General features: G+C 72.3%; 15 protein-coding genes. 8 read left to right on the top strand and 7 right to left on the bottom strand.

Translation table 11 applies throughout. The features are described 5' to 3' along the window. Nucleotides 1–8: 8 nt before the first annotated feature. The 3 genes from K8638_RS45235 to K8638_RS18455 all read left to right on the top strand — a co-directional run bounded on the left by K8638_RS45235 (nucleotide 9) and on the right by K8638_RS18455 (nucleotide 7,698). Entirely contained in the window at nucleotides 9–731 is a 723-nt protein-coding gene (locus tag K8638_RS45235) for an immunity 52 family protein (RefSeq protein WP_370644026.1), read from the top strand. A 378-nt stretch (nucleotides 732–1,109) separates the two neighbouring features. After that, complete coding sequence (locus tag K8638_RS18450) at nucleotides 1,110–1,727, top strand: LysM domain-containing protein (protein WP_223755858.1); 618 nt, start codon at nucleotides 1,110–1,112, stop codon at nucleotides 1,725–1,727. Then, nucleotides 1,720–7,698, top strand: a complete 5,979-nt coding sequence (locus tag K8638_RS18455; RefSeq protein WP_223755924.1) for a flagellar hook-length control protein FliK — start codon at nucleotides 1,720–1,722, stop codon at nucleotides 7,696–7,698. Before K8638_RS18450 ends, K8638_RS18455 begins: the two co-directional genes overlap by 8 nt. A gap of 14 nt (nucleotides 7,699–7,712) precedes the next feature. On the opposite strand, the gene K8638_RS18460 is transcribed toward K8638_RS18455, so the two are convergent. Both K8638_RS18460 and K8638_RS18465 read right to left on the bottom strand, forming a co-directional pair. After that, nucleotides 7,713–8,009 (bottom strand): hypothetical protein, encoded by a 297-nt coding sequence (locus K8638_RS18460; RefSeq protein WP_223755859.1) that lies wholly within the window; start codon nucleotides 8,007–8,009, stop codon nucleotides 7,713–7,715. Between the two features lie 17 nt (nucleotides 8,010–8,026). After that, nucleotides 8,027–8,476, bottom strand: coding sequence for a hypothetical protein (locus tag K8638_RS18465; RefSeq protein ID WP_223755860.1), 450 nt, complete (start codon nucleotides 8,474–8,476; stop codon nucleotides 8,027–8,029). Nucleotides 8,477–8,789: 313 nt separating this feature from the next. On the opposite strand from K8638_RS18465, the gene K8638_RS18470 reads away from it, so the two are divergent. Beyond that, entirely contained in the window at nucleotides 8,790–9,677 is an 888-nt protein-coding gene (locus K8638_RS18470; protein ID WP_223755861.1) for an RNA polymerase factor sigma-32, read from the top strand. A gap of 62 nt (nucleotides 9,678–9,739) precedes the next feature. Here K8638_RS18470 and K8638_RS18475 read toward each other — a convergent pair whose 3' ends face one another. Beyond that, nucleotides 9,740–10,564, bottom strand: a complete 825-nt coding sequence (locus K8638_RS18475) for an SDR family oxidoreductase (protein ID WP_223755862.1) — start codon at nucleotides 10,562–10,564, stop codon at nucleotides 9,740–9,742. A 263-nt stretch (nucleotides 10,565–10,827) separates the two neighbouring features. Next, nucleotides 10,828–12,072 (bottom strand): MFS transporter, encoded by a 1,245-nt coding sequence (locus K8638_RS18480; RefSeq protein ID WP_223755863.1) that lies wholly within the window; start codon nucleotides 12,070–12,072, stop codon nucleotides 10,828–10,830. Nucleotides 12,073–12,248: 176 nt separating this feature from the next. Here K8638_RS18480 and K8638_RS18485 point away from each other — a divergent pair, with 176 nt between their 5' ends. From K8638_RS18485 to K8638_RS18495, 3 genes are all read left to right on the top strand, one after another. Further along, nucleotides 12,249–14,765, top strand: a complete 2,517-nt coding sequence (locus K8638_RS18485; protein ID WP_223755864.1) for an MASE1 domain-containing protein — start codon at nucleotides 12,249–12,251, stop codon at nucleotides 14,763–14,765. Nucleotides 14,766–14,894: 129 nt separating this feature from the next. After that, nucleotides 14,895–18,683, top strand: coding sequence for a hypothetical protein (locus K8638_RS44900; RefSeq protein ID WP_305071173.1), 3,789 nt, complete (start codon nucleotides 14,895–14,897; stop codon nucleotides 18,681–18,683). Beyond that, complete coding sequence (locus tag K8638_RS18495; protein ID WP_223755865.1) at nucleotides 18,680–20,098, top strand: outer membrane protein transport protein; 1,419 nt, start codon at nucleotides 18,680–18,682, stop codon at nucleotides 20,096–20,098. Before K8638_RS44900 ends, K8638_RS18495 begins: the two co-directional genes overlap by 4 nt. On the opposite strand, the gene K8638_RS18500 is transcribed toward K8638_RS18495, so the two are convergent. Next, the gene (locus K8638_RS18500) at nucleotides 20,095–20,919 is read right to left on the bottom strand and encodes a hypothetical protein (RefSeq protein WP_223755866.1); all 825 of its coding nucleotides are present in this window, start codon (nucleotides 20,917–20,919) and stop codon (nucleotides 20,095–20,097) included. The two genes, K8638_RS18495 and K8638_RS18500, sit on opposite strands and share 4 nt — an antisense overlap. A gap of 62 nt (nucleotides 20,920–20,981) precedes the next feature. Between K8638_RS18500 and K8638_RS18505 the strand changes: the two genes are divergently transcribed. Beyond that, a complete protein-coding gene (locus K8638_RS18505) occupies nucleotides 20,982–22,211 on the top strand; it encodes an alpha/beta hydrolase (protein WP_223755867.1) in 1,230 nt (409 codons plus the stop codon). Nucleotides 22,212–22,246: 35 nt separating this feature from the next. Here K8638_RS18505 and K8638_RS18510 read toward each other — a convergent pair whose 3' ends face one another. Both K8638_RS18510 and K8638_RS18515 read right to left on the bottom strand, forming a co-directional pair. After that, nucleotides 22,247–22,738: a serine/threonine protein kinase gene (locus K8638_RS18510; RefSeq protein WP_223755868.1), complete on the bottom strand. Its 492-nt coding sequence runs from the start codon at nucleotides 22,736–22,738 to the stop codon at nucleotides 22,247–22,249. An 11-nt stretch (nucleotides 22,739–22,749) separates the two neighbouring features. After that, on the bottom strand, nucleotides 22,750–23,682 hold the full coding sequence (locus tag K8638_RS18515) for a DUF2381 family protein (protein WP_223755869.1): 933 nt from the start codon (nucleotides 23,680–23,682) through the stop codon (nucleotides 22,750–22,752). Nucleotides 23,683–23,872 lie beyond the last annotated feature (190 nt).

The raw sequence follows: 23,872 nt of genomic DNA on the forward strand, positions 1-23,872 counted from the left end.
GACCAGCCATGAATGACACCTACTACGCGGGAGTTTATTGGCTCCCTCGAAAAGAGCCTGTCGAAACATGCGCCCATCGTGCGGCAGAGCTCTTTCGGAGGCTCGGACCGGCAGAGCCGACCTGGAGCCAGTGGCACGAGACGGGAAATTCCTTCGCGGATGCACGCAAGCGCCAGGTGTCCACGGATACAAGAAGCTTTGAAAAGCTGTTTCAGAAAAAGAGGAATCGGATTGGGAATGACGAATTCCGGTTCTGGCTATGGGCAGGCGAGCACCCCAATGAGACAACATCGGTCAGCGCCGCCTGCGGCTCTGACGACCCGTGGTCGAGCCCAGCCTGCGTTCTCATGCCCCCTCACAAAGGCGGCGCGGCGGAACGGATTCTGACTGCCTCGGTGCTGGCCGAAGTCGTGCGCGCAATGGCCCTGGCCTATGAACCCGACTGTGGAGTGGCCACGTCGGATTTGCACCGGGACACGGCCTGGCAGCGCCCACCGATAGGCACCTTCACCGGCTGGATAACGTACCTCTCGCGCCAACGCGGCACCGTGCCCCCACTCCCCGCCCCCGTACGCATCGAGCCCGTCGAGGACAAGGGCACCCTCATCATCCTCACCCCCGAGCGCTTCACCGCCTCCAGCCCGGAGCACGTCGCCCTCGCAGCCCGCGTCCAGGAGCTGCTCGACAGGGCCGGCCTGCTGCGCCCGCTGCAACAACCCGTGCCGAAGTAGAGGCGGGAAGCACCAGCCCCCCACCTCGCGCCGGGAACGCACCTGCGACACCCGCCAGGTGGCGGAAGCTGACGTGGGGCGAAGTCTTGACGGAGGCCCTCCAGAAACGCGCTCCAGGCCGCACGCAACCAGGTGCGCGCCCAGGGGAAGCATCAGCCCTGGCCAATGGCTCTCACCCACGCCAGAACCATTTTCTCAAATACTGCTCAGCTCCCTGTGCCCGGTGCGAGTAGGGCCGCTGGCTCGCACCTGAAGCGGCGCTCATGCGGAGCCAGCACGTCAGACACAGGCTGGAGACTCACCCTGCCGAGGCGTACCATTCCTCATCCGCATTGCCATATCGACAGGGCTTCCCCCCTCCCTGAGCCTTCGACATCCATGACTCGCAAGTACACCGTCCGGGAAGGCGACTGCGTCTCCAGCATTGCCCACGCACATGGACTGAGCCCCCAGCACGTCTGGGAGGCTCCCGAGAACGAGCCCCTGCGCCGTGAGCGGACGAGCCCACACGTGCTCAAGCCCGGCGACGAGGTCGTCCTGCCGGACAAGACGGAGCGCTGGGTGCCCTGCGCGACGGGAAGGACGCACACCTTCAGGCTCAAGGGCATTCCGGAGCGCTTCCGCCTCCGCCTGCACGAGGACGGCGGACCGCGGGCGCGAGTGCCCTACCGGCTCGTCATCGGAGACGTCACGCACGAAGGGGAGACGGACGACAAGGGCCTCATCGAGTGCGCGATTCCTCCCGGCGCCCGCGAGGCCCGGCTGGAGGTCGGCGGCGAGGAATACACGCTGTCCCTGGGGACGCTCCAGCCCGTGTCCACGGACGAGGGACTGCGCGCGCGCCTGGCCAACCTCGGCTACCTGGAGGATGACTCCGGCGGGGACGAGGCCCTCACCCAGGCGGTCACGCGCTTCCAGGCCGAGCACGGGCTGATGCCCAACGGCACGGTGGACGAGACGACGCGGGAGAAGCTGAGGGAGGCGCACGGTGTCTGAGAGCGAGACTCCCTCCGCCCCCCCGAAGCGCCGCCGGCTCGGCCACGTCGCGCGCGGTGGTGAGCTCAACACGCTCAACATCCGCTTCCCCGGCCGCTACTACGCGTTCGTCACGGAGCGCGAGGGGACCGACGACGACACGCTCTACCTGCGCCTGGAGTGCGTCGAGCGCGACTGGATGGACAAGGTCTGGAGCGAGCTGGAGAAGATGTTCGCCCCGGGCGACTTCCTCAACTTCTTCAACTCCGTCATCAACGGCCGGAAGTTCGAGGACTTCTACGACGCGGCGACGCTCGACCAGCTCAACATCTTCTACGTCGTCTATTACTGGTTCCTGCGGCGGGTCATCGACGGCGGGAGGGACTTCGCGCCGGTGTCCGTCTTCGAATTCGAGCTCGCGCCCGGCGACCCTCTCCGGGATGGCGTGGACGAGACGGACTGGTTCCACCTGGAGCTGCAGGCCGCACCGGACAGCACCCGCCCCGACGACGACTTCGTGCGAGCCGGGCGCGTGCGGCGCTCGGGCGCGCACCTGGTGCGTGGCTTCACGCCGGACACGGACGCACCGCCGGTGGAGCGGTGGATGCGCCGCTTCGTGCGCGTGGAGGACAGCTCGGGCGGCGCGCTCACCCAGGGCGCGCTCAAGGCGCTGCACTTCCCGCTTCCCGCGCCGCCCCTCCCCCCGCCTTCGACGCCGGGAGGTCCGGGAGGCGGCGGGCGCCGGGTGCCGGAGCCGCCCCTGGACGGCCCGCTCTCCGTCCCCTCCCTGCAGCCCATTCCCATCCCGGTGGTTGCCCGCGCCGCCACGCCGGCGCTGGCCCGGTGGATGCGCTCCGCCGCCAGCGAGCTGTCCCGCCACGTGCGCGCCATCACCAACACGGTGACGGACTTCTTCGACGACTGGATGCCCCCCGGCGGACCGGCGCTCGCGCTCGCGGGCGGCCCTTCACTTCCGGGATGGAGAGAGACACCGGGCAAGCGAGGGGCCGCGTCACGCCCGCGTCCTCCCCCGCCCACGGCCCACTGCTACATCGGTGACGGCAATCCCAATCCGATGGACGCGTCGGACCCCAACGCGAGCTTCGCGCCCTTCGTGGGGCTGTTCAACGTGGGGCAGGGCTCGTGCTGCGTGCTGTATGACAACCAGGGGCGCGCCATCGTCTATTACGACTTCGGCAGCCCGGCCAACGGGCAGCAGGCGACCTTCCCCGTCATCCCCCAGGGCCACTGCGTGGGCCCGTGCATGTGCAACGGCCCGCTCATCATCCTGTCCCACTGGGACATGGACCACTGCGACCTGGGCCGCTTCTACCCGGAGTCCTTCCGGTGCCGGTGGCTCGCGCCCCAGCAGCACATGGGGACCGCCGTGTGCCGTGACACCGTCGCGCGGGTGGTGCACGACGGCGGCGAGTTCTACATCTGGACGGCCTCGGGGCGGCCCGGAACTGCCGCCACGCCTCGCGGCACGCCGAGTTCCTGGGACCGCCCGGGTGGCAGCCACATGCGGTTCCCCTGGGGCTTCATCGAGCGGAACTACCGCGATACCGCCCAGAACCCGCTCGCCGCGGGCTCGGACCCACGCAACAACTCCGGGCTGGCGCTATACGTCTGTGTCCGTGACGCGCCCGGCGTCGCGGCCGTCGGCGCGGGCCCCGTGGCCACCGACGCCAACAACCTGGGAGGCGCCGGCCGCGGCCTGGTCACCATTGGCGGCGGCGCGCCTCCCGGCTGGGTGGGCGCGGCCTTCGGCGGGCCCGCGCTCCCCGGCGTCCCCGGCGGCCTGGCCGCCTTCCTCGCGGCGATGCAGCCGGGCGGCGGCGCCCCCAACCCCGCGGCCCTGGCGGCCCGGCAGCAGTCGCTGGCCGCCACCGCGGCGGTGGGCCCCGCGGCGCCTGGAGCGGGGCTGCCCGCCCGCCAGCGGCTGGTCATCGCCGCGCTGGCCGTGGCGCAACCGGCGCTCGCCCCCGCCGTGGCGGTGGGCCTGAGCCGGGCCGCGGAGGTGGCCGCCGCCGCGGCGGCGGGCGCGGGGGGAACCCTGGCGCAGGTCGCGGCGGCCGCCGGCGCGGCCGTCATCGTCGAGGGCGGAGCCCCCGGGACGGGGCTGCCCACCTTCAACGCCATCGGGGTGGCGGCCGCGGGCGGCGCCCCGCTGGCACCGGGTGGCGCCGACGCACTGGCGCTGGCCGCCGTGCAGGGCGCCATCGCGGGGGCCCCGGCCGTCTCCCCCGTCGTCACCGCGGCGAACACGGCGGCCGCCGCGCCGGTGCTGGGAGGGGCGGAGGCCGTGAAGGCCGCGGTGATGGCCGTGGCGCGGACGCAGGCGCCCCCGCTGGTCGCGGCCCGGCCCGGCCTGTCCCTGGAGGGAGAGGTGGCCCGCGCCGCCGGCGTCGACAACCCGGTGGCCGTCTGCAACGCCGTCGCGCCCCCGCTGCCGCAGACGCTCCAGGGCGAGGCGCCCTTCCACGCCAACGAGCGCTTCGTGCTCCTCACGGGAGACGTCAACTACGGCTTCATTCCCGCGCAGAAGCGTCCCTTCGCGCCGCCCGCCGCCGTGGCTCCCGGAGCGGCGGTGGCGCTCCCGTACGCCCCCACGGCCCACCCGCCCGTCGTCGTGGGCCTCACCGCCACGCACCACGGCTCCAACAAGGTGGGGCAGAACCTCCTCGAGCCGGCCAGAATCCCCTGGGCGCCCAACACCCCGGCCACCCTCTCGGCCGCCGTCGCGCACCAGGCGGCGGCGCTGCCGGGCTCCAACCTCCGGCGCACCGCCACGGCCGCGGCGGCCGCGGCGGCGCTCGGGCCCGTCCCACCAGCGAACCTGGCCCAGCTGGCCGCGGCGGCGGAGCAGGCCGCGCACACCGCCAGCCTCGTGGGGCCCGGCACGGCGCTCGAGGTGGCGCGCGCGGCGGCGGCGGCGGTCGTGCTGGAGGCTGGCGCTCCCGGCACGCTGCCGGGCCAGTTCACCCTCCTGGGCAACGTCTCGGCGGGCGCCGTGGCCCCCGGCGCACTGGCCGGCGCGACGGCCGCGGCCTGGGGCGCGGTGATTGCCGCCCTCGGTGGAGGCGGCGCGGCGGCCGTGGCGGGGCTGGCCCCCGTGACGGCGGTGCCAGGAGGACCCGAGGTGGTCCGCGCGGCCACGGAGGCCGTCCTCATGGACGCGGCGCCACCGGCCGCCCACGTCACCGCGGCACGGAGGGCGGTGAAGGGTGCCCACGAGAACGTGAAACCCGGAGCCCCCCAGCCGGTGCTGCTGGCCGTCGCCGCGGCCGTGACGGTACGGCAGAGCCTCCACGCCGGAGGCGCAGTCGCCCAGGCGGGAGCGACGGCCATTGCCGAGGCCTCCGAGGTGGGCATCACCGCGGGCGCGTTGGGCGCGGCGGCGGCCATCGCCGGAGCCGGCATCGCGCACCTGCCCGGGGCGGCCGCCGGCTTCATCACCACCGCGGTCGCCGCCATTCCCAACCCACCGCTGGCGGCGGTGCAGGCGGCGCTCGGCGCCGCTCCGAGCATCCCCATCGACCCGGCGAACACGGCGGTGGCGGTGGCCAACGCCTTCGTCGGCGTGGCACCGGAAGTGGTGCTGGACGCGATGCTGTCCCGAGGAAACCCGACGACGGGGGCGACGCAGTTTCCCCTCTCCGTCGTGGAGATTGCCGCCGCCCTCGCGGCGCTCGGGCCCGCGGCGCCCTTCGACACGGTGGCCCAGGTCGTCGAGGCGGCGCGCGCCGCGCAGAACGGGCAGACCGCGGGGGCGCCCGTTGCTTCCGGACTCGCCCACGCGGCCGCGGACCGCATCGGCTACTCGTACGGCGTCTCCAGTCAGACGGGTGGGGCGCTGGCGGTGCCTCCCTTCCCGCACCGGTACCCCTCGCAGGGCGTGGGTCATCCCGCGCACCTCGCCATCGACAAGTACCGCCGGCGCGGCTGGGCGGCGCGGCGCAACACCAGCATGTACGCGGACCAGAGCACCCAGCCGGACGACAGCCCTCGCGGGCACCTGGCCCTGGGCTGGGAGGTGGCCCCGGCCTACGAAGGCCCGCTGCGGCCGGCCGCGGCCGTGGCGGGCACCATCTCCCGCGCCTGTGACGGCTGCGCGGAGGTGGCGTCTGCCCGCGCCACCGCGGCCCTGGGCATGGCCCCGGCCACCGCGGTCGCCACCGCCATGGGCGTGGTCCCCGCCGCCGCAGCAGCCGCGCCGCCTGCGCCGGCCGCCGTCAACGCCGCGGGCCTGGGGCGGCTGAGCGTGCCGGCCGCGCGAGCGGCACAGCGGAGCCTGGTACCCACCACCGCGGCGCGCGCGGCGGTGGCCCACGCCACGGCCGCGGTGGCGGGAGTCGCCGCGGCGAATGCCACACCCGCGTGCATGCGCGCGACCCGCGCGGTGCTGACGGCCTGGTGGCCGGCGGGAATGGCGCGTGCGGACGTCGCGGGAGGAGGACTGCCATCCATGGCGGCCCAGGGCCTCGTGGCGCTGAACCCGATGGTGGGGGCCACGGCCGCCGAGGCGGTCACCGCGGCACAACTGGCGGTGACGGGCGCGGGCCTGGCCCTGCCCCCCGCGGACCTGTCCGCGATGCTGGCGGCCACGGCGGTGTCGCTCGGAGAGGCGGTGCCCCAGGCCATCGCCGCGGTTGTGGCCCTGCTGCCAGGGACAGCCGCCTCCGCGACCCTGGGCGCCAATGCGGCCAACCAATGCGCCGGCGGGCCCCGGTTCACGGCGGCCATCCTCGGAAGCGCGCATGCCGTCGCGCTCGGCGCGGGCCTGCCCGCGGCCGTCGCGGCCTCGGTGGCGGCCGGCTCCGCCATGGCGGAGGGCGCCCCCAACCCCGCGGACCTGGACGCCGCGGCCAACCTCGTCGCGGGCGCGGCCCCGGTGGCGCCTGGCTACCACGCCCTCATGGGCGGGCTGGTCAACGTCCCCCCGCCGGCCATCCCCTCGGCCGTCGCCGCGGTCCTCGCGGCCAGTGCGGCGGTTGCCAACGCCGGCGTGGTCCCCGCCGCGCCCGTGGAGGCGGGAATCTGCTACGCCGCCGCGGCGGCCACCGTGCCGGGCGTGGCTCCGGCCGCAGCGGAGGACTGCGCCAGCCTGCTCGTCGGCGCCGCCCTTCCTCCCGTCGCAGTCAACGCGGCCAACGCCGCCACGGTGGCGAACTCCAGCGCGGAGGCGGGAGCCGCGGTGGCCGCCGCCGCCGCCATCATGACCGCCGCGGGCACGGCCCCCGCCGCGCCCGTGGATGCCGCGGTCTGCTACGCCGCCGCCGCCGCGGCCGTCACCGCCGCGGCCGTGAATGCCGGCCTCGCCGCCGATGCGGCCGTGGGCGCCATCACCGCCGCCGCCGTCCCCGCCGTCGGCGCCACGGCGGTGGCGGCCGCCAACGCCATGAACTCCACCCCGGAGGCCAGCGCGGCGGTAGCGGCCGCCCACGCGCTCGTCACGGCCGACGGGCTGGCCCTGCCCGCCGCGGCGCAATCCGCCGAGTGCTACGCCGCGGCGGCCGCGGTCGCGGGCATCCCGGCGGCGGACGCGAACGCGGCCGCGGGGAGCATCGCCCTGGGCGTGGTGAACGCTGCCACGGACGCGGCCACCGCACAGGGCGCGGGTGCCGCCGCGGACGCCTCCGCCACCGTCGCGGCGGCCATGGCCGTCACCCAGCTCGCCCTGGGAGGTCCCGCCAACCACCGCGCTGTCGCGGCCGCGGCGGGCGCCTCGGTCATCGGCATCACCGCCGCCCAGGTCGACCTGGCCGCCAATGCCCTGAGCGCGGGCATGGGCAACCCCATCTCCATCGCCATCTCCGAGTCCACGTCGCTTCAAGCCTCGGGGGCCACACCCGAGGCGGCGGCGGCACTGGCCACCGTCCGCGCGCTCGAGCCGCGCAGTGCGCCCCTGGCCGCGGCGGCCGCGGCCAGCGCGGGGGTGGCTCCCGGAGACGCGGCGGCGGCCACGGCCATCCGCATCTTCAACACCTGACCCGATTCACGTGCCTACGAGGGAGAGGGAATGGACGCCTCCTCCATCTCCTCCCTCCACATCCCCTGCAGCCCCCGCCGGACCTGCGTGAGGATGTCGATGCGGAGCTGGAGCCAGTCCATGTCCCGGTTCGGCCCCCGCTCGTAGTCATGCGCGGGGAACCAGGTCGTGGCACTCGCGGCCCGGAGGGCGAAGCGCGCCTCCTGCTTCTGGTACGTCACCCGGAAGCCCTTCACCCGGCCCACCTCGATGAGGTCCCGGGTGATGGCCTTCGCCTGCCGCTCCGCCTCTTCCGCCCATTCCGAAGCCATGCTCGCCTCCTCCTCGCTCAATGGGGTGCCGGCGGTGGAGGCTCGCTCCCCTCCGGCTGGGAGACCCGCTGCTCCACGTGCTTGCGCATCAGGCGCTTCGTCGCGGTCTCCTCCTCCTCTGTCTTCTGCCGCCGCCGCACCAGGCCCTGCGACTCATCCATGAACCAGAACACCACGCGGAAGAAGGCCGCGATGACGGTGACCAGCAGGGAGGAGAGGAACCAGCGCAGCGCGCTCCCCAGCCAGCCCCCCACCACCACGTCGATGGCGTACGTGCCCGTCAGCGGCACCAGCGCGAAGGCCACGTAGTGGGAGATGCAGTAGGGGCAGGACACCAGGTAGCCCAACCACGTCTCCTGCCCCCCCAGCCGCTCACGCAGCGGGGCGAAGATGCGCTCCTTGGCGAGGGTCTGCGACACGCCCATCACCACGGCGGAGACCGCGAAGAGCTGGAAGAGACGCACCATCCTCCCAAGGTGGCGATGACGCGCGAGGGAAGGAGGAGCACGCCCGGCGTGCGAGGGCCCGCCTGGCTGGACGCACCTGCTCGCACCCGCCCGGCACCACCCTCCCGTCCGGTGCTGAACGGTCGGAAGAGTCTTCGGAAAGCCCCCTGTAAAAGCTACCGGGTACCGCCCCTAAGCACCGCCGGCCCTTTGTGCAAACCCGCGTATCCACTCGAAAACGGAGCCTCGCGGCCGTGGCATGTGCATTGCGACAGGCCCCCCCGTTCGCAGTGACGCGGTCCCCCAACCCGATCTCTTTTCCCCGAGAGACACCATGCAGGCTACCAACTCCTTCTCGTCCCCTGACTCCCTCTCCACCTACCTCTCGGAGATCAACCGGTACCCGCTGCTCACCCAGCAGCAGGAGCAGGAGCTGTCGCGGCGCTTCCGGGCGGGCGACCTGGCCGCGGGCCACCAGCTCGTCACCGCCAACCTTCGCTTCGTGGTGAAGGTGGCGTACGAGTACCGCTCCTACGGCCTGAAGATGTCCGACCTCATCCAGGAGGCGAACATCGGCCTGATGAAGGCGGTGCAGAAGTTCGACCCGGACAAGGGCATCCGCCTCATCTCCTACGCGGTGTGGTGGATTCGCGCGTACATCCAGAACTGCATCCTCAAGAACTGGAGCCTGGTGAAGCTGGGCACCACGCAGGCGCAGCGCCGGCTGTTCTTCAGCCTGGCCCGCACGCGCCGCGAGCTGGAGAAGCTGGGCGCCGGCGAGGGCCACATCGTCAACGCCGAGGAGATTGCCCGGAAGCTGAACGTGAAGGCCTCCGAGGTGCGGGAGATGGAGCAGCGCATGGGCGGCAGGGATTTGTCCCTGGACGCGCCCATGGGCGAGGACGGTGACGCCACCCACCTGGACTTCGTGGAGTCCGACTCCGCCTCGGCGGTGGACGAGGTCGCCGACAAGCAGCAGGCAGACCTCACGCGCGAGCTCGTGCAGCGGGCGCTGCGCCGTCTGGACCCGCGCGAGCGCTTCATCATCGAGCAGCGGGTGATGGGCGACGCGGAGATGACCCTCAGCGAGCTGGGCGAGCACTTCGGCTTCTCGCGCGAGCGCGCCCGCCAGCTCGAGATTCGCGCCAAGGACAAGCTCAAGGCCGCCCTGGCCGCGCTGATGGCCGAGGCCGGCGTGGACGAGGCGACGCTCGCCGCCTGAGCCACGAAGCCCACGCCACGGGAACCGCTTCCGGCGCCCGTGGCGCGTCCGTTGCCCCGGCTTCAGCGGCGGGGCAGCCCGTAGATGGACATCACCATGTGCTCGAAGGTGCGCGACGGCAGCAGCGTCTTGGCCATCAGCGCGACGCGCTGGGACAGGTGGCCCACGGTGTAGCGCACCCGCACGCGCCGCTTCTCCGTCAGCGCCAGCACCTTGCGCGCCACCGCCTGGGGCGCGATGCCCTCGCCCTCCTCCGCCTCCACCGCCTTCAGCACCTTCATGAAGAGCTCGCGGTACGCGGAGCCGGGGCCGGACTCGCGCGCCTTCACCCGGTTCTCCCGGACGCGCGTGCGCACGTCGCCGGGCTGCACCAGCGTGGCCTCGATGCCGAAGGGCGCCACCTCCTGGCGCAGGCTCTCCGTGAGCCCCTCCAGCGCGAACTTGCTGGCGCTGTAGAGCCCCTGGAAGGGCAGCCCGGCCGCGCCGCCCAGCGAGCTGATGTTGACGATGAGCCCCGACTGCCGCGCCCGCATGGACGGCAGCACCGCCTTGCACACGCGCAGCACGCCGAAGAAGTTGGTGTCGAGCTGCTGCTGCGCCTCCTCGATGGAGACGTCCTCCACCGCGCCCGCCATCACGAAGCCGGCGTTGTTCACCACCACGTCGATGCGCCCCTCGCGCGCCAGCACCATGTCCACCGCGCGCTGGACGGAGTCGTCACGCGTGACGTCCATCTCCAGCATCTTGTAGTGCTCACCGTCGGGAGTGGGCCGGCGGCTGGTGCCGTAGACGGCGTGGCCATTCGCGCCCAGCAATTCCGCGCAGGCCTGGCCGATGCCAGAGGATGCGCCGGTGATGAGGACCACCCTGCTTCGAGAGTTGCTCATGCGTGCTCCTGCTCAGGGGTGATGCTCCTTATTAACGCCCAGAAACAGGAACTTGTGGACTTGCCGGACAAAAAACAGACACATGCCTGCCTGTATGCCAGGGCATTGAAGGTTTTCACTGGCACGTTTGAAGGTTTGCGCGCGGGTTGAAATACAGACAGTCTCACCCACCGTTTGACACATCCCGTCAGGACGTGGAGTGCGTCATTTCCAGCGCCATGCGTCGGGTAGGACGCACGGACACGGGTGACGAACCACCCAGGTCAAGTCTTGGCGGATGAGACAGGCGGGCGCATGCCGGGGTGGCTCCGCCACAGGGCCATGGCCACCAGCAGGGACACTCCGGCGGCGGCGACGCCGCTGAGGAAGGGCGCGCCGGGGTGGAAGCGCGAGTAGAGGAAGCCGCTCCACACCGGGCCCACCACGCGCGCCAGTCCGCCCGCCGACTGTGCGATGCCGAGCACGCCGCCCTGCAACTCCGGCCCGGCGAGCGCGGAGGCGAGGCTGGCGAGCACGGGCTGCAACATGCCCATGCCCGTGCCCACCAGCACCATCGCCACCACCAGCCAGGCGGGCTGGGCCGCCAGGGCGATGCACGCCAGGCCCGCTCCCATGAGGACGATGCCCAGCACCACCAGCGTGAGGCTTCGCGCCACGCGCGTCAGCCAGTCGATGGCGAAGCCCTGCAACACGAAGGACATCAACCCGAGCAACGCGAACAGGCGCCCCACCTCCCGCCCGCTCCAGCCGAAGCGCTCCTGCGCCAGCAGCCCCAGTGACACCTGCAGGTTCGTCATCCCGATGAACGTCAGGAAGAAGAGCGCGAGCACGGGCGCGATGCCCGGCTGGGCCAGCGCCTGGATGAGCGACACCCGCCGCCGCTCCGGCATGGGCGTGGCGTGCGGCGCGTGGCGCGGGTGCGTCTCCGGGAAGAGGAAGAAGACGCCCAGCAGCGCGGCCGCCGCGAACACCGCCGCCGCGAGCGGTGGCGCCCACTCGCCCCAGACGTGGAGCTGGCTGCCGATGACGGGCCCCAGCACCATCCCCAGCCCGATGCCGGCGCCCACGCGCCCCAGCCCCGCCGCCCGCGCGCCGGGCTCCGTCACGTCCGCCACCGCGGCCGAGCACGCTGCCAGGTTGCCCGCGGTGGCGCCCGCGAGCAGCCGCGAGACGAAGAGCACCGGCAGCAGGTGGACGTACGTGGAGTACGCGAAGAGCGCCATGGAGAGCGCGTTGCCCAGCAGGCTCAGCAGGATGACGGGGCGCCGGCCCACGCGGTCCGACAGCCGCCCGAGCACCGGCGTGGCCACGAGCTGGGCGGAGGAGAACAGGGCGAGCAGCACGCCCGCCGTGGTGGCCGAGCCCCCCATCGACTCCACGTAGAAGGGCAGCAGCGGGATGATGAGCCCGAAGCCCACCAGGTCCAGGAAGACGGTGAGGAAGACGAGCGCCCTCACCCGGCGCTGGAGGGTGAGGGGCACGACGGGAACTGACGTGGGCACGTCCATGTGCCGGACGATGCCCTCCTCCGCCGGGCGGCTCCAGTTCTTCGGCCAGCCGTCGGCCGCTGGAACGAACGGCCCCCACCCTCCCTGCCCGTCATCGCCTCCGTCCAGGTGCCTACGTTCATCATGGGCATTCCTCGCGGGTGGCGGCCCCGCGAGGTGGGGAAGGCGGTGGTGTGATGGCCCACGGCAACTTCGTCCGGCTGGCGGCTCCGCTTCTTCCAAGAGCCGTCCTCGTGGGCCTCGTCTATGCCGCGCTGGCGGCGCTCAGCGACAAGTACTTCTATTCCGACCCCGCCCGGTTCCTGGCGTTCTGGCTGCCCGCCGGCTTCACCCTCGCCCTGCTGCTGCGGACACCGGCACGGACCTGGCCCGCCTGGCTCGCGGCCATCTTCTTCACGGAGACGCTGCTCCAACTCCTCGTCCACGGGCGCCCCGCGCCGATTGCCCTGGCCTGGGGCATCGCCGATAGCATGGAGCCCCTCCTGGGAGCCTCGCTGCTGCGCGCCGTCCTCCGGCGCCCGGTGACGCTCACCCATCCCCGGGAGGTGCTCGCGCTGGTGGGGCTGGGGGCCCTGCTCCCCGCCATGGTGAGCGGGCTCCTGGCCGCGGCGGCCGCCGCGCGCTGGCTGGCTCCGGACGTGCCCTTCCTGACGTGGTGGACGAGCTGGTGGCTGGGGGACGCGCTCGGCGTGGTGCTGGTGGGCCCGTTCTTCCTCACCGTCTTCCCCCTTCCGCGCATCCGCTTCTGGCGCCGCGTGGAGGCGGTGGTACTGCTGCTGCTGCTCGCGGTGCTCAGCCAGTGGGTGTTCAGCATCCCCTCCGTGCCCGGCACCCGCGGGCTGCTGCCCACCGTCTTCATCGTCCTCTATGCCGCCTTCGGCTTCTTCGTGTGGGCGGCCCTGCGCTTCGGCGTGCTGGGGGTGTCCACCGCCACGGGAGTGCTGGCCTTCATCGCGGGTTGGAACGCGGGCCGGGGGCTGGGCCCCTTCCAGCTCAGCGAGGCCACGCCCCACGAGGCGCTCGTGGCCACCCAGGCCTTCCTCGCCGTCTTCAGCATCCTGGCCCTCATGCTCGCCGCGGCGCTGCGGGAGCGGCGCCGGGTGGAGCGCGGGCAGCGGCTGCTCGCGGACGCGAGCGCGATTCTCGCCGAGTCGCTGGATGACATGGCGCTCGCGCGCGTCGCCCGGAGGGTGGTCCCCGAGCTGGCGGATGCGTGCGTGCTGTCGCTCCGGCACGGCGGCCCGTCGGACCTGGTCCCCGTGGGCGTGGCGGGCGAGCGGAATGCCCTGGAGTGGCTCCTGCCCAGACGCGATTCCGACGCCACGCGGCCCATGGCCACGACCACCGTCGCGGCCGCGGCGTCGCCCCGGGAAGGCATGCAGCTCACGCTCCCGCTCGACAGCCAGGGCCATGTCCTGGGGCAGCTCGCGCTCTTCCGCACCGCACCCGGGCGCGGCTTCGAGCGGGAGGACCGCGCCCTCGCCGAGGAGCTCGCCCGGCGCTGCTCGCTGATGATTGAGCGCGCCCAGCTCCACGACCAGCTCGCGGGCGCGGTGCGGCGCGCGCAGGAGTCCCTGGCCCAGCTCGACACCGTGCTCCAGACGGCCCTCATCGGCTTCGCCTTCTTCGATGCCGACCTGAGGTGCCTGCGGGCCAACGAGGCCTTCCTCCACCTGCTCGGCCTGGGTGGGGACCTCCCGGAAGAGCGCCGGGCCGGGGACATCTGCTCCGACCTGGTGCCCCTCCTCCACCGGACCCTCCAGCTTGGAGAGCCGGTGATGGAGCGGGAGCTGGAGAACCGCTCGTTCGGGGAGGAGCGGTACCTGCTGGCCAGTGGATTCCCCGTCCGGTCCTCGGCGGGAAGGGCGCCGTTCGGCGCCGGCGTGCTCGTCCATGACATCACCGACCGCAAGCGCATGGAGGGGGTCCACACCCGGCTCCTGCGCGAGGCCCGGGCGGCGATTCGCGCGCGCGACGAGTTCCTCACCCTGGCCGCGCACGAGCTGAAGACACCGCTCACCCCGCTGGCGATTCGCATGGAGTCGCTCGCGGGCCGGCTGCGGCCGGACCACCCCGCCGAGGCGAAGACGCTGGACGGGCTCCGGGCCCATGTACGGCGCCTCCAGCGCCTCATCGAGCACCTGCTCGAAGCCGCCCAGGTGGACACGGGACAGCTCTCCATCCGGCTCGCGCCCGTGCCCCTCCACGCGCTGGTGCGCTCGATTTCGACGAGCTTCCCGCGCCTGGGCACCTCGCACGTGCTGGACTTGCAGACGGGAGGCTGCGAGGTCTGGGTGCTGGGAGACCGGCTCCGCCTGGAGGAGGTGCTGCTCACCCTGCTGGAGAACGCCGTCAAGTACAGCCCGGAGGGAGGCACCATCCGCATGACGCTCGGCATGGCGGGAGACGAGGTCCAGGTGGCCGTGTCCGACCCGGGCGTGGGCATTCCTCCCGAGCAGCGGGCCCATGTCTTCGACCGCTACTTCCGGGGCAGCAACACGCCCGTGCAGTCCTACGGCGGCCTGGGCCTGGGGCTGTACCTCTGCCGCAACATCCTGGAGTCCCACGGCGGACGCATCTGGGTGGACAGCGAGGTGGGCCAGGGCTCCACCTTCACCTTCTCGCTCCCCCTGCTGCGGGCCACCAAGGCGCCCCCCAGGCACGAGACGGCCCCGTCCCCCTGGGCGAGCTGAGTCTGTTGTTACACGGAAAGCGGATGCTTCTGGACCTCCCTTGACAGAGCGTCAAGTGTCGCTGGACGCTGGATGCCAGCCCGGTCGTGCGTCGACTCCTCAGCGATGTCCCCCGCTTCGCGAGGTCTCATGCGTCCACTTCCCCCCGGAGTGCCGTGGCCTGCCCGCGCGTGCGCACTGCTGCTGCTGTGCGCCGCGTGTGGAAGCACCGAGCTCGACACCACCCGCCTTGCCCCGCCCCCCAGCACCCTCGGCGAGGCCTTCTTCGGCGTCCTGTGCGACCGCATGGGCGCGCTGATCCTGCCCGAGGACCTGTCGGGCGCCTCCTTCCGCGGCGTCTGCCACCGGAGCCTGGACGGAGGGTACGCGGACGGCGTGGACACGTCGCTGCTGCCGGCCCCCTCCGCGGACGCGGTGGACTCGCGCGAGGCGAAGCGCGCGGAGGCCGTGGCCCGGCTGGCGGCACTGGCCCGGCAACGCCCGCGCGTGGTGGCCGCGCTGGATGCGCTCTTCCCGGACACCGGGGTGCCGGTACGGGACGTGTCCAACCCGGACGCCGCGCTGACGTGCGGCCCGGGGACACCGGCCGAGGCGCGGCTCCATGACGAGCTGGCGGCGCTGCTGGGGCGCATGACGGCCCTGTACGGCGACGGCACGCTGCCGGACACGACGCGCGCGCTGGGCACTTGGCTGGAGTCCTTCGAGTCCTCCCCCGAGGCGGCCCGCGCCTGGGCCACGCTGGATGCGCGACAGGGCTATCAGCCACCGGAGCGGGTGCTCGGGCTGATGCGGCCGCTGCTCACGTACCCGGGGCTGCGGGACGTGCTGGACACCACCACCCGCGCCGTGGGGCCCACGTCCACACCCGGCCCCGCTCGCGCCGCCTTCACGTCCCTGCTGGAGGTGGTGCACCACGAGCTGCGCACCCTGGCGCCGGAGTCCCCCCGCGCGCCACTGTTGGTGACGCGAGATGACCTCGCGCGGCGGGACGTGGTGTCCCGCCCGCGCACCGGGGCGGAGCTGCTGTCCACCCTGCTGCTCACCGAGGCGGGGCCCGCGCCTTCCGGGCCTCCGGTGCTGGCCGTGCGCAGGGATGGGCGTGGCGTGGCGGCCGTGGCCTCCCCGGGGCTGCCCTTCGCGGACGCGAACGCGGACGGGCTCCCGGACGTGGACGCGCTCGGCCGGTTCATCCGGGGCTCCACCGCGCCCGTGCCCACGCCCTTCCCCGTGCCGGGCCTCGTGGACACCGCCGAGCGCGACGCCGGGGGCCGCGTCCGCGCCGGGCCGGACAACGCACCGCTGTACGCCTACGTCGACGCGCGGCACACGCTGCTGGGGCAGGTGCTCTCAGAGGTGCGGCCGATGCTCGCCGTGGACGGCACGCACCCGCGAAGCACGGTGGCGGAGCTGCTGGACGGACTGCCCGTCCTGCTGGGGCCTCGCGACGGGGCGGCGACGCGCACGCGCGACTACCCTCCCGTCACCGTGGCCTATGACGGCTTCCGCGCGGACGAGGCACCGCTGCTGGACCTGGTGCACGCGGGCGCCCAGGTGCTGGGACAGCCCTCCGCGGACGACACGCTGGCGCTGCTGCGCACGCTGGCGGCGGACCACCCGGGCGAGGTGGCACGGCTGGTGGGACTGCTCCGGTTCCTCTCCCGCACGGCGGACGCGCACCCGGAGGCGGAGCTGAAGGCGGGCAACACGCTGCGGGACGACCTGCTGGACGTGGCGGTGGAGATTGCCCGCGAGCCGGGGCTGCTGGAGGACGTCCTGAAGGCGCTCGCACGGCCGGAGTCGCAGGGGCTGGGTCAGGCGCTCGCGAGCCACATGGAGCACCGCGACGCCATCACCTACGACCGGAATGCGCTGAACGGCCCAGCGCTGAACGCGTCCACGGGAGAGCACGGCAACCCGCGCACGCCGGTGGACCGGACGCAGCCGGACGCGGGGGCGAACCGGAGCATGCTCCAGCGCTTCCTCAACGTCGTGCACGACGCCAACGGGGTGACCTACTGCAACAAGGCCAACGCGGTGGTGCACGCGCGTGGGGTGGACCTCATCGGGGACATCGACCTGCCGCTGTTCGGCGGGACGTATCGCGAGTGCGAGGTCTTCAAAATCGACAACATGGCCGTGTTCTACCTCCAGTCCATCGTGGGCAAGGCTCGGCTGTACCTGCGGCCGAGCATCCTCCGGAACGGAGTCCTCGGCATCGGCGCGACGACGGTCAGCGTGTTGGAGCAATCCAGCGGCATCACCGGCTTCTGGACGCCGGGCAACAGCCGCGACTTCCGCCCGAAGCCCGAGTGGATCAACCGCACGCTCGTGTTCGACCAGGTGAATGACAGCCCCACGTCCACCGGAAGGAACTACATCACCCACCGCTTCCTGAGGGACTTGCAGGGCACCCAGCTCGGCAGCTCCGTCTGCGCGGAGCGCGTCATCGACGACCCGGACCCGGGCGCGCCGGATGCCGCGCCAGACGGCAAGGTCCGGGGCCTGCGGACCTGTCCCGAGGGCGAGTGGTTCCTCCAGCGCACACCGGACTCGATGATGGTGCTGGAGACCGAGGGCTTCTACACGGCCATCCGCCCCCTGCTGCTCGCCTTCACCATGCGAGACCGCGAGGACCTGTTCATCCAGGTCATGGAGGCGCTGCACCGGCACTGGGCGACCGGGCTCGCGCCGGAGAGGGAGTGCCGGCTGACGCGCCAGCCGGGCGACACCCGGCCGATGTGCTCCCAGGCGGGAGTGTCCCGGTACGAGCGGCTCGTGGCGGAGTTCCTGCGCGGGGATGCCATGGGAAGCCTCCAGGCCCTGACGCAGCGGCTCCAGGCCACGCAGGTTCCACACTGCATGGCGGTGGATGCGGCGACACGGCGGTGCACCCGGACCGAGACGTGGGACGGCGTCAGGGTCATCGCGGAGCTGGTGCGCACGGCCATCGACCCGGACCGCGCCGGCCTGGCGGGCCTGACGGACCGGCATGGCAATGCCACGCACCTCCGGCAGGACGGGGTGACGCGGGCCCAGGTGACGCCGCTGTCCCTCCTCATCGACGCCTTCGCGGCGGAGCACCCCGGCGGGCCGGACCGGCGCGCGGCCTGGGACAGCGCCCTGTCGCGGCTGTCGGACCAGTTCCTCACGGTCCAGGGCGAGCGCGAGTCGTCCTCGTTCGCCAACCCGCTGGTGCCACGGCTGCTCCCCCCGGCGCTGGACCTGCTGCGCTCGGAGCTTCACGCGCGCTGCCCCGACACCTTCGTGCCGCCCCATGCGCGGTGCGCGTGGATGCGGGACACCCTCACCCAGGAGACCCGGGACGCGCTGGGCGGACCGCTGCTCGCCACCGGCTGGGACTTCCTGGAGGCGGCACGAGGCGACGCGGCGCTGCGGGCCCAGGTGGACGCGCTGGCGGACTCCCTGTTGGACCCGGACTCACCGGACGGCGCGTGGCCCGCGCTGCTGGGGACCTCGGTGGACGTGATTCAGTGGCTCGCCTCCGACGGAAGGCAGCGTGTGGCGCTGGCGCATCTGGGCGCGGAAGCCCTGAAGGCCGATGACGTGGTGGACTCGGCGCTGACGCTGGGGCGCCGCGTCGCGGGCAAGGCGTACGCCGGCGACGGGACGACCCGCGTCTGCGCGCGGGAGATGGACCCTCACGACGTGCTGCCCGGCGTGCTCGCGAGGCTGGTGACGCCCACGGAGATACCGGGTGAGGCGGCGCCACGGACACCCTGGGAGGTCCTCACCGAGGCGGTGGCGGACATCCAGCGTGAGGTGCCGGGACAGCCGGAGCCTCGCTCTGCGGAGGACTACCAGCGCATTGCCCGGGAGCTGGCGTCCTTCCTGCTCGACCCGGAGCACGGGCTGGAGCGGTTCTACGTGGTGGCGAACCAGGCCGGAGGTGCACCGTGAAGCCGTCCACGTCCATTCCCGCGGTCCTCCTCACCGCCCTCCTCCTCCCCCTGCTCGCGGGGGCCAGCGGCCTCTATGTGGGGGACCGCGGCGTCCGTCCACTGGGCCGTGGTGGGGCCTTCGTCGCGGGCGCGGATGACCTGGGGGCGCTCTGGTACAACCCGGCGGGCCTGGTGGACGCGGGCACGGGCGTGCTGCTGGACGCCTCGTGGGTGAGCTTCTCCGCGGACTACACGCGCCGGGTGCGGCTGGCGGACGGCGCGGGCGCCACGTGGGAGAGCGCCATGCCCGCCGTGCGGGGCACATCCGCCTTCCTCCCCATCCCCACGCTCGCGGGGGCCCGGGCCTTCGGTGAGCGGAAGCAATTCGTGGTCGCAGCGGGCGTGCTCGCGCCCCAGGTGGCCCTGATGAGCTACCCGCTGTCGCTGGAGGACGGCAGCCCCTCTCCGTCACGCTACTCGCTCGTCACCCTGGACGGCTCCCTGCTGGCCATTCCCGGCGTCTCGGCGGCGTACCGCCCCTTCGACTTCCTCCAGGTGGGCGCGGGCGTGAGCGTGATGGTGGGCAGCTTCGCGGCGCGGACGGTGTTCGCCACCAGCCCGCCGGACCGCCTCCTCTCCGCGCCGGAGGACCCGTCCTACGACGCGCTCGCGGAGCTGAAGGCCACGGGCCTGCTGGCGCCGAGCGCGAACCTCGGCATCATCCTGCGCCCGAGGCCCTGGCTGCGCGTGGGGCTGAGCGGGCAGCTCGGGTACTCGCTGGACGCGCCGGCCACGGTACGGGTGCGGCTGCCGAGCGCCGACGTATTCGCCCGCGCGCGGCAGGAGGGCGACACGGCGCGGATGCGCATGAAGCTGCCGGCCATCCTCCGGGCGGGTGTGGAGGCGCGGCCCCTCGAAGCGCTGCGGGTGGAGCTGGGCTACGCGCGCGAGCTGTGGTCGTCCCATCAGTCCATCGACATCCTCCCGGAGGACGTGCGCATCCTCGACGTGACAGGCATCCCGAGCCCATTCCAGGTGCCGGCCGTCTCCATTCCGCGCCGGTTCAAGGACAGCCAGTCCTTCCGGCTGGGAGGCGAGTACGCCCTCACCGTGGGCGCGTTCGCTCTCGATGCACGCGCGGGCCTCAGCTACGAGCAGAGCGCCATTCCCGCCGCCTACGTATCGCCGCTGACGGTGGACACGGACAAGGTGTCGGGCTCGCTGGGCCTGGGCCTGCGGGTGGGCGGGCGCTGGCGGCTGGACGCGGTGTACTCACAAGACTTCGGAGGGCGCCGCGAGGTGACGCCCTCCGAGGCCGCGATGCCTCGCATCAACCCGCTGGCCGGTGAGGACTTCCCGGCGGACACCGTCAACGGAGGCAGCTACAGCACGCGGACGCGCATCCTCGGCGCCGGCCTCCAGTACCAGCACTAGCCGCCCGACATCCAGGCCTGGAAGCGCTGGGCGGAGGCGGGGAGCTGCTCCACCCGGCACCAGTCGACGAGGCAGAGCTGGTGCCGCGTGGCGAGCGCCGCCAGCAGGCGCGCGTCTCCTTCGACGGCCGCACCGGCTCCCGCGCCGTGGAGCCCCAGCACGGCGACACGCCCTGCCTCCTGCGTGCCGTACAGCGCGAGCCCCGAGGGCAGCTTCACGGCGAAGCCGTCCTCGACGAGTCCGGCGACGCCCTGGAACGCGATGCCGTCGAGCCACGTCGCGGCCTCACCCAGGGCGCTCCTCAGGTCCGCCAGGGTGAGCAGCGTTCCCTCCAGCGGAGAAACCACCGCCTTGCGCATGTGGAGCGCATCGAAGCCGGGGCCCTTGCGGTGCTCGGTGTGGATGCGCTCGACGGCCCTCAGGTCCTCCTCGATGGCCCCCTGGTGCAGGAGCGTCACCAGCTCGACCTGCCGCCAGTCATCCTCGTGCAGCTCGAGCACCCGCCGGCCCAGCTTCGTCGAGCCCTCCTCGATGGAGGGGAGCTGCTCGCAGAGGGTGGGCAGCGAATAGAGGATGTCGCGAGGGTTCGCCGTCTCGATGCGCACCTCCCGCATGTCGATGCGCAGCGTTCCGCTCGCCCGGAACTCGCGGGCCGTCATGGGGGAGGCGGAGACGACCTGATAGGAGCGGCCCTCAATCTGGAACGTGGTGGAGGCCTCGAAGCTCTGGGGGAGGTTCGAGGCGGGCATCTCCGCTTCCCCCATGAGCTGGCCCGACTGCGCGTCGAAGAACTTCACGTGGATGGTGGAGTGCTCTGCCATCCCCCCAGCGTAGCGTGGTCCGAGCCAGGGAGCATGGGAGTCCCTGGTCCAGGCAGAGCGGCATGAGCGATAACCGGGGGTGTCCACGTCATTGGAGGACGTCGCTGCTCCGCCCCGCCCCCTTCTCGCTGCTGCTGACCGCGCTGACGCTGGCCCACCTCGCCGGCTGCCTGCTGCTGGCGGCGGTGTTCTTCGCGCCGCCCCGGTCACCCGCGCTCGTGCACTTCTTCAAGGGCATCCTGCGGGAGTACAGCCTCGTCCTGCTGGTGCCCGCGCTCCTGACGGCCCTGCTCGCGGCTCGCGGTTGGCGCGCCGGGGAATGGAGCTGGCTGCGCTGGGGTGCCGGTGCCGCCGCGCTGCTCGTCTTCTTCGCCGCGGTGTGGCCCGCGCTGTCCGCGTGGCGGATGGCGAGGGCCCACGACATTCCCCTCGGCCCGCGCGACTACTTCCGGCCGCTCGTGGGCCACCGGCCGCTCCCGAGCCAGACGGTGCGCTTCGCCACCCTCGAAGGGGTCGACCTACACGCCGACCTCTTCCTTCCCGGCGCCCCGGCGTCCGGTCCCCGCCCCGCCGTCCTCTACCTCCACGGCGGTGGATGGAGCGGTGGAGAGCGCGGCCATGCCCGCGCCTGGGCCGACTTCTTCACCTCACGGGGCTACCCGTTCATCAGCCTCGACTACCGGCTCTTTCCGCCGGCCACCGGGCTGAAGGCGCCGGGGGACGTCCTGTGCGGCATCGGCTGGGTGAAGGCCCATGCCGCCACCTACGGCATCGACCCGGACCAGCTCGTCCTCTTCGGCGAGTCCGCGGGCGGGCACCTCGCCACGCTCGCCGGCTACGCCGCAGGTGACCCGCGCCTTCCGCCCTCCTGCGAGGCTGGGGACACGTCGGTGAAGGCCGTCATCAGCTTCTACGGCCCCAGCGACCTGATCTTCGAGGCCGAGCACATCGGCCCGGGCACGCGGCGGCAACTCGAGGGCTTCACGGGTGTGCCGTTGGAGGGCCACCAGGAGCTGTACGCCCTGCTCTCCCCGCTCACCCATGTGGGCCCGAAGGCTCCGCCCACGCTCCTCCTGCACGGCGGGGCCGACAGCGTGGTGCCGCTCCACGCCTCACGGGCGCTGGCCGCCCGGCTCGAGCAGGCCGGCGTGCCCCACCAGTTCTTCACGCTGCCGTACGCGGAGCACGCCTTCGATGTCTGGGATGGCGGCTTCGGCCGGCAGCTCGCCCGGGCCCTGGTGGACCGGTTCCTCCAGCGGCACGTGCCCGCCGGCGGCCCGCGTCGGCCCTGAGCCGGAGCACGTCGAGACAGCGGCCACAACACGAGTCAGCGGAAAGCATCGACGATATAGGCCGCAGCGGAAGAGCCTTCGAGGATAGCCATCCCGGGCTTCGACTCGGGCAGCTTCCGCATCTGGTCGCGGCTGAGCCGGGCCACCGCGCAGATGGGAACCTTCTCGCTGTCCGGAGGATGGGCCTCGTACCACCGGATGACGACCTGCGGGCCGCCCGTCCAGACCTGCCCGTACAGACGGGTCGTCGATTCAAGCGTCCCAAGCTCTTCGTCCAGCATGCTCTCGATAGGTCCGTCGTAGAGAGAGATGCGCCTCGCGTCGAGCTGGTTCGCGTCGAGGGCCACCCAGGCCGAATCCCCGACGCGCAGCTTCATGTAGCGCATCGCCTTCTTGGCTTCCTCGGAGCACTCCTGCGGCCCCGGTGTGCCATCCGGGCGCAGTGCAACACCTCCCGTCGTGGTGCAGCCGGAAGACGTGGCAAGCAAGACGAGGGAGCCGAGCAGCAGGGCCTTGGTCGTGGGCATGAGCGGCACTTCTACTGCCGAATCAGCGTGTGATCCACCGCAACGGCCACCTGGAGGAGACCGTCTCCACGGAAGAGCTGGAGGGCAAGATCGGTGAGCTGTCCCTGGTCCGTCAGAAATGCGCTCTTGTCCACGACAACCGCGATCTTTCCCGACTGACCAGGAACGAGTATGGGCCGGTCCATGCGAAGCGCGAAGGGCCGAGCCGTGGAGTTGGTGAAATCCCGGGTCAGGTAGGCACCGTCGAACGTCCAGGGCTCGCCATGGTCGGTGTTCGTCAGGTGAACCACGACCGCCGCCTTCCCGGGGCCCTCGTAGAAATCGACCCGGGTGTCCATGTCCTCGTTCTTCGAGCGCCAGCGCCTCTTGAGGCGGAAAGGCGTCTTCTTCACCTCACCATTCGCGAGCAGCGTCGCGAGGGCGTGATCGACGGAGTTCTCCTCCTTCTTGAGCCGCTCGTTCTCGTCGCTCAGCTTTCGCTCCCTGTTGAGCGAGTCGTAAAGGGACGAAAGGACGGCGTTGTAGCTGTCGAGGTCCCTGAACACGTTGACCTGGTAGTCGATCCATCCCCCGTCCTCGCGACTCCGGGACCGCACGAGGAGCATGAGCTCCGTCCCGTCAACGAACGCCACGCGCAAGGGAAGCGCCTCACCACCAGCGAGATCACGTAGCGGCTCCAGCACCACCTTCTTGCCACCCACGAGCGGCGGCTCGAAACGACCCTTCCAGGACTGGAGCTCCGTCCTCGCCGGGTCGACGTCTTTCTCGAAACGCAGCACCGTCGCCACCTGCCCGGCAACGAAGATGGACGGCGCCTGCTGGCCTGGATGCTCAGGCACCTTGAGGGTCCGAATCGTGAGGGTCTCATTCATGTCCCGGGCCAGAGCAGGAGAGACCACCAGGGCAAGAAACAGACCACACCTGAAAAGTGAGGAGGTGCGCATGGGCTCAACCAACCTAACAAGGTGGGTCTGAGCGTAGCAACCAGAATACCCCGCTTGTCGGGTGTGGAGCCGCACCTCGTTCGGGCCATGCATCACACCCGTCCCGCCCCCCACTCAAAGCAGGTGAGGGACGGCGGAAACCATTCCCGGTTGCCGCGACCTCATTCCAACCCGACACAACCCTCAGGAG

It is taken from the genome of Myxococcus sp. RHSTA-1-4, from assembly GCF_020037125.1.
Taxonomy (GTDB): domain Bacteria; phylum Myxococcota; class Myxococcia; order Myxococcales; family Myxococcaceae; genus Myxococcus.

Excerpts from the sequence above, each read along its gene's own strand:
- K8638_RS45235 (WP_370644026.1), top strand. The coding sequence starts at position 9 with ATGAATGACACCTACTACGCGGGAGTTTATTGGCTCCCTCGAAAAGAG.
- K8638_RS18450 (WP_223755858.1), top strand. The coding sequence starts at position 1,110 with ATGACTCGCAAGTACACCGTCCGGGAAGGCGACTGCGTCTCCAGCATT.
- K8638_RS18460 (WP_223755859.1), bottom strand. The coding sequence starts at position 8,009 with ATGGCTTCGGAATGGGCGGAAGAGGCGGAGCGGCAGGCGAAGGCCATC.
- K8638_RS18465 (WP_223755860.1), bottom strand. The coding sequence starts at position 8,476 with ATGGTGCGTCTCTTCCAGCTCTTCGCGGTCTCCGCCGTGGTGATGGGC.
- K8638_RS18470 (WP_223755861.1), top strand. The coding sequence starts at position 8,790 with ATGCAGGCTACCAACTCCTTCTCGTCCCCTGACTCCCTCTCCACCTAC.
- K8638_RS18475 (WP_223755862.1), bottom strand. The coding sequence starts at position 10,564 with ATGAGCAACTCTCGAAGCAGGGTGGTCCTCATCACCGGCGCATCCTCT.
- K8638_RS18480 (WP_223755863.1), bottom strand. The coding sequence starts at position 12,072 with ATGGACGTGCCCACGTCAGTTCCCGTCGTGCCCCTCACCCTCCAGCGC.
- K8638_RS18485 (WP_223755864.1), top strand. The coding sequence starts at position 12,249 with ATGGCCCACGGCAACTTCGTCCGGCTGGCGGCTCCGCTTCTTCCAAGA.
- K8638_RS44900 (WP_305071173.1), top strand. The coding sequence starts at position 14,895 with ATGCGTCCACTTCCCCCCGGAGTGCCGTGGCCTGCCCGCGCGTGCGCA.
- K8638_RS18500 (WP_223755866.1), bottom strand. The coding sequence starts at position 20,919 with ATGGCAGAGCACTCCACCATCCACGTGAAGTTCTTCGACGCGCAGTCG.
- K8638_RS18505 (WP_223755867.1), top strand. The coding sequence starts at position 20,982 with ATGAGCGATAACCGGGGGTGTCCACGTCATTGGAGGACGTCGCTGCTC.
- K8638_RS18510 (WP_223755868.1), bottom strand. The coding sequence starts at position 22,738 with ATGCCCACGACCAAGGCCCTGCTGCTCGGCTCCCTCGTCTTGCTTGCC.
- K8638_RS18515 (WP_223755869.1), bottom strand. The coding sequence starts at position 23,682 with ATGCGCACCTCCTCACTTTTCAGGTGTGGTCTGTTTCTTGCCCTGGTG.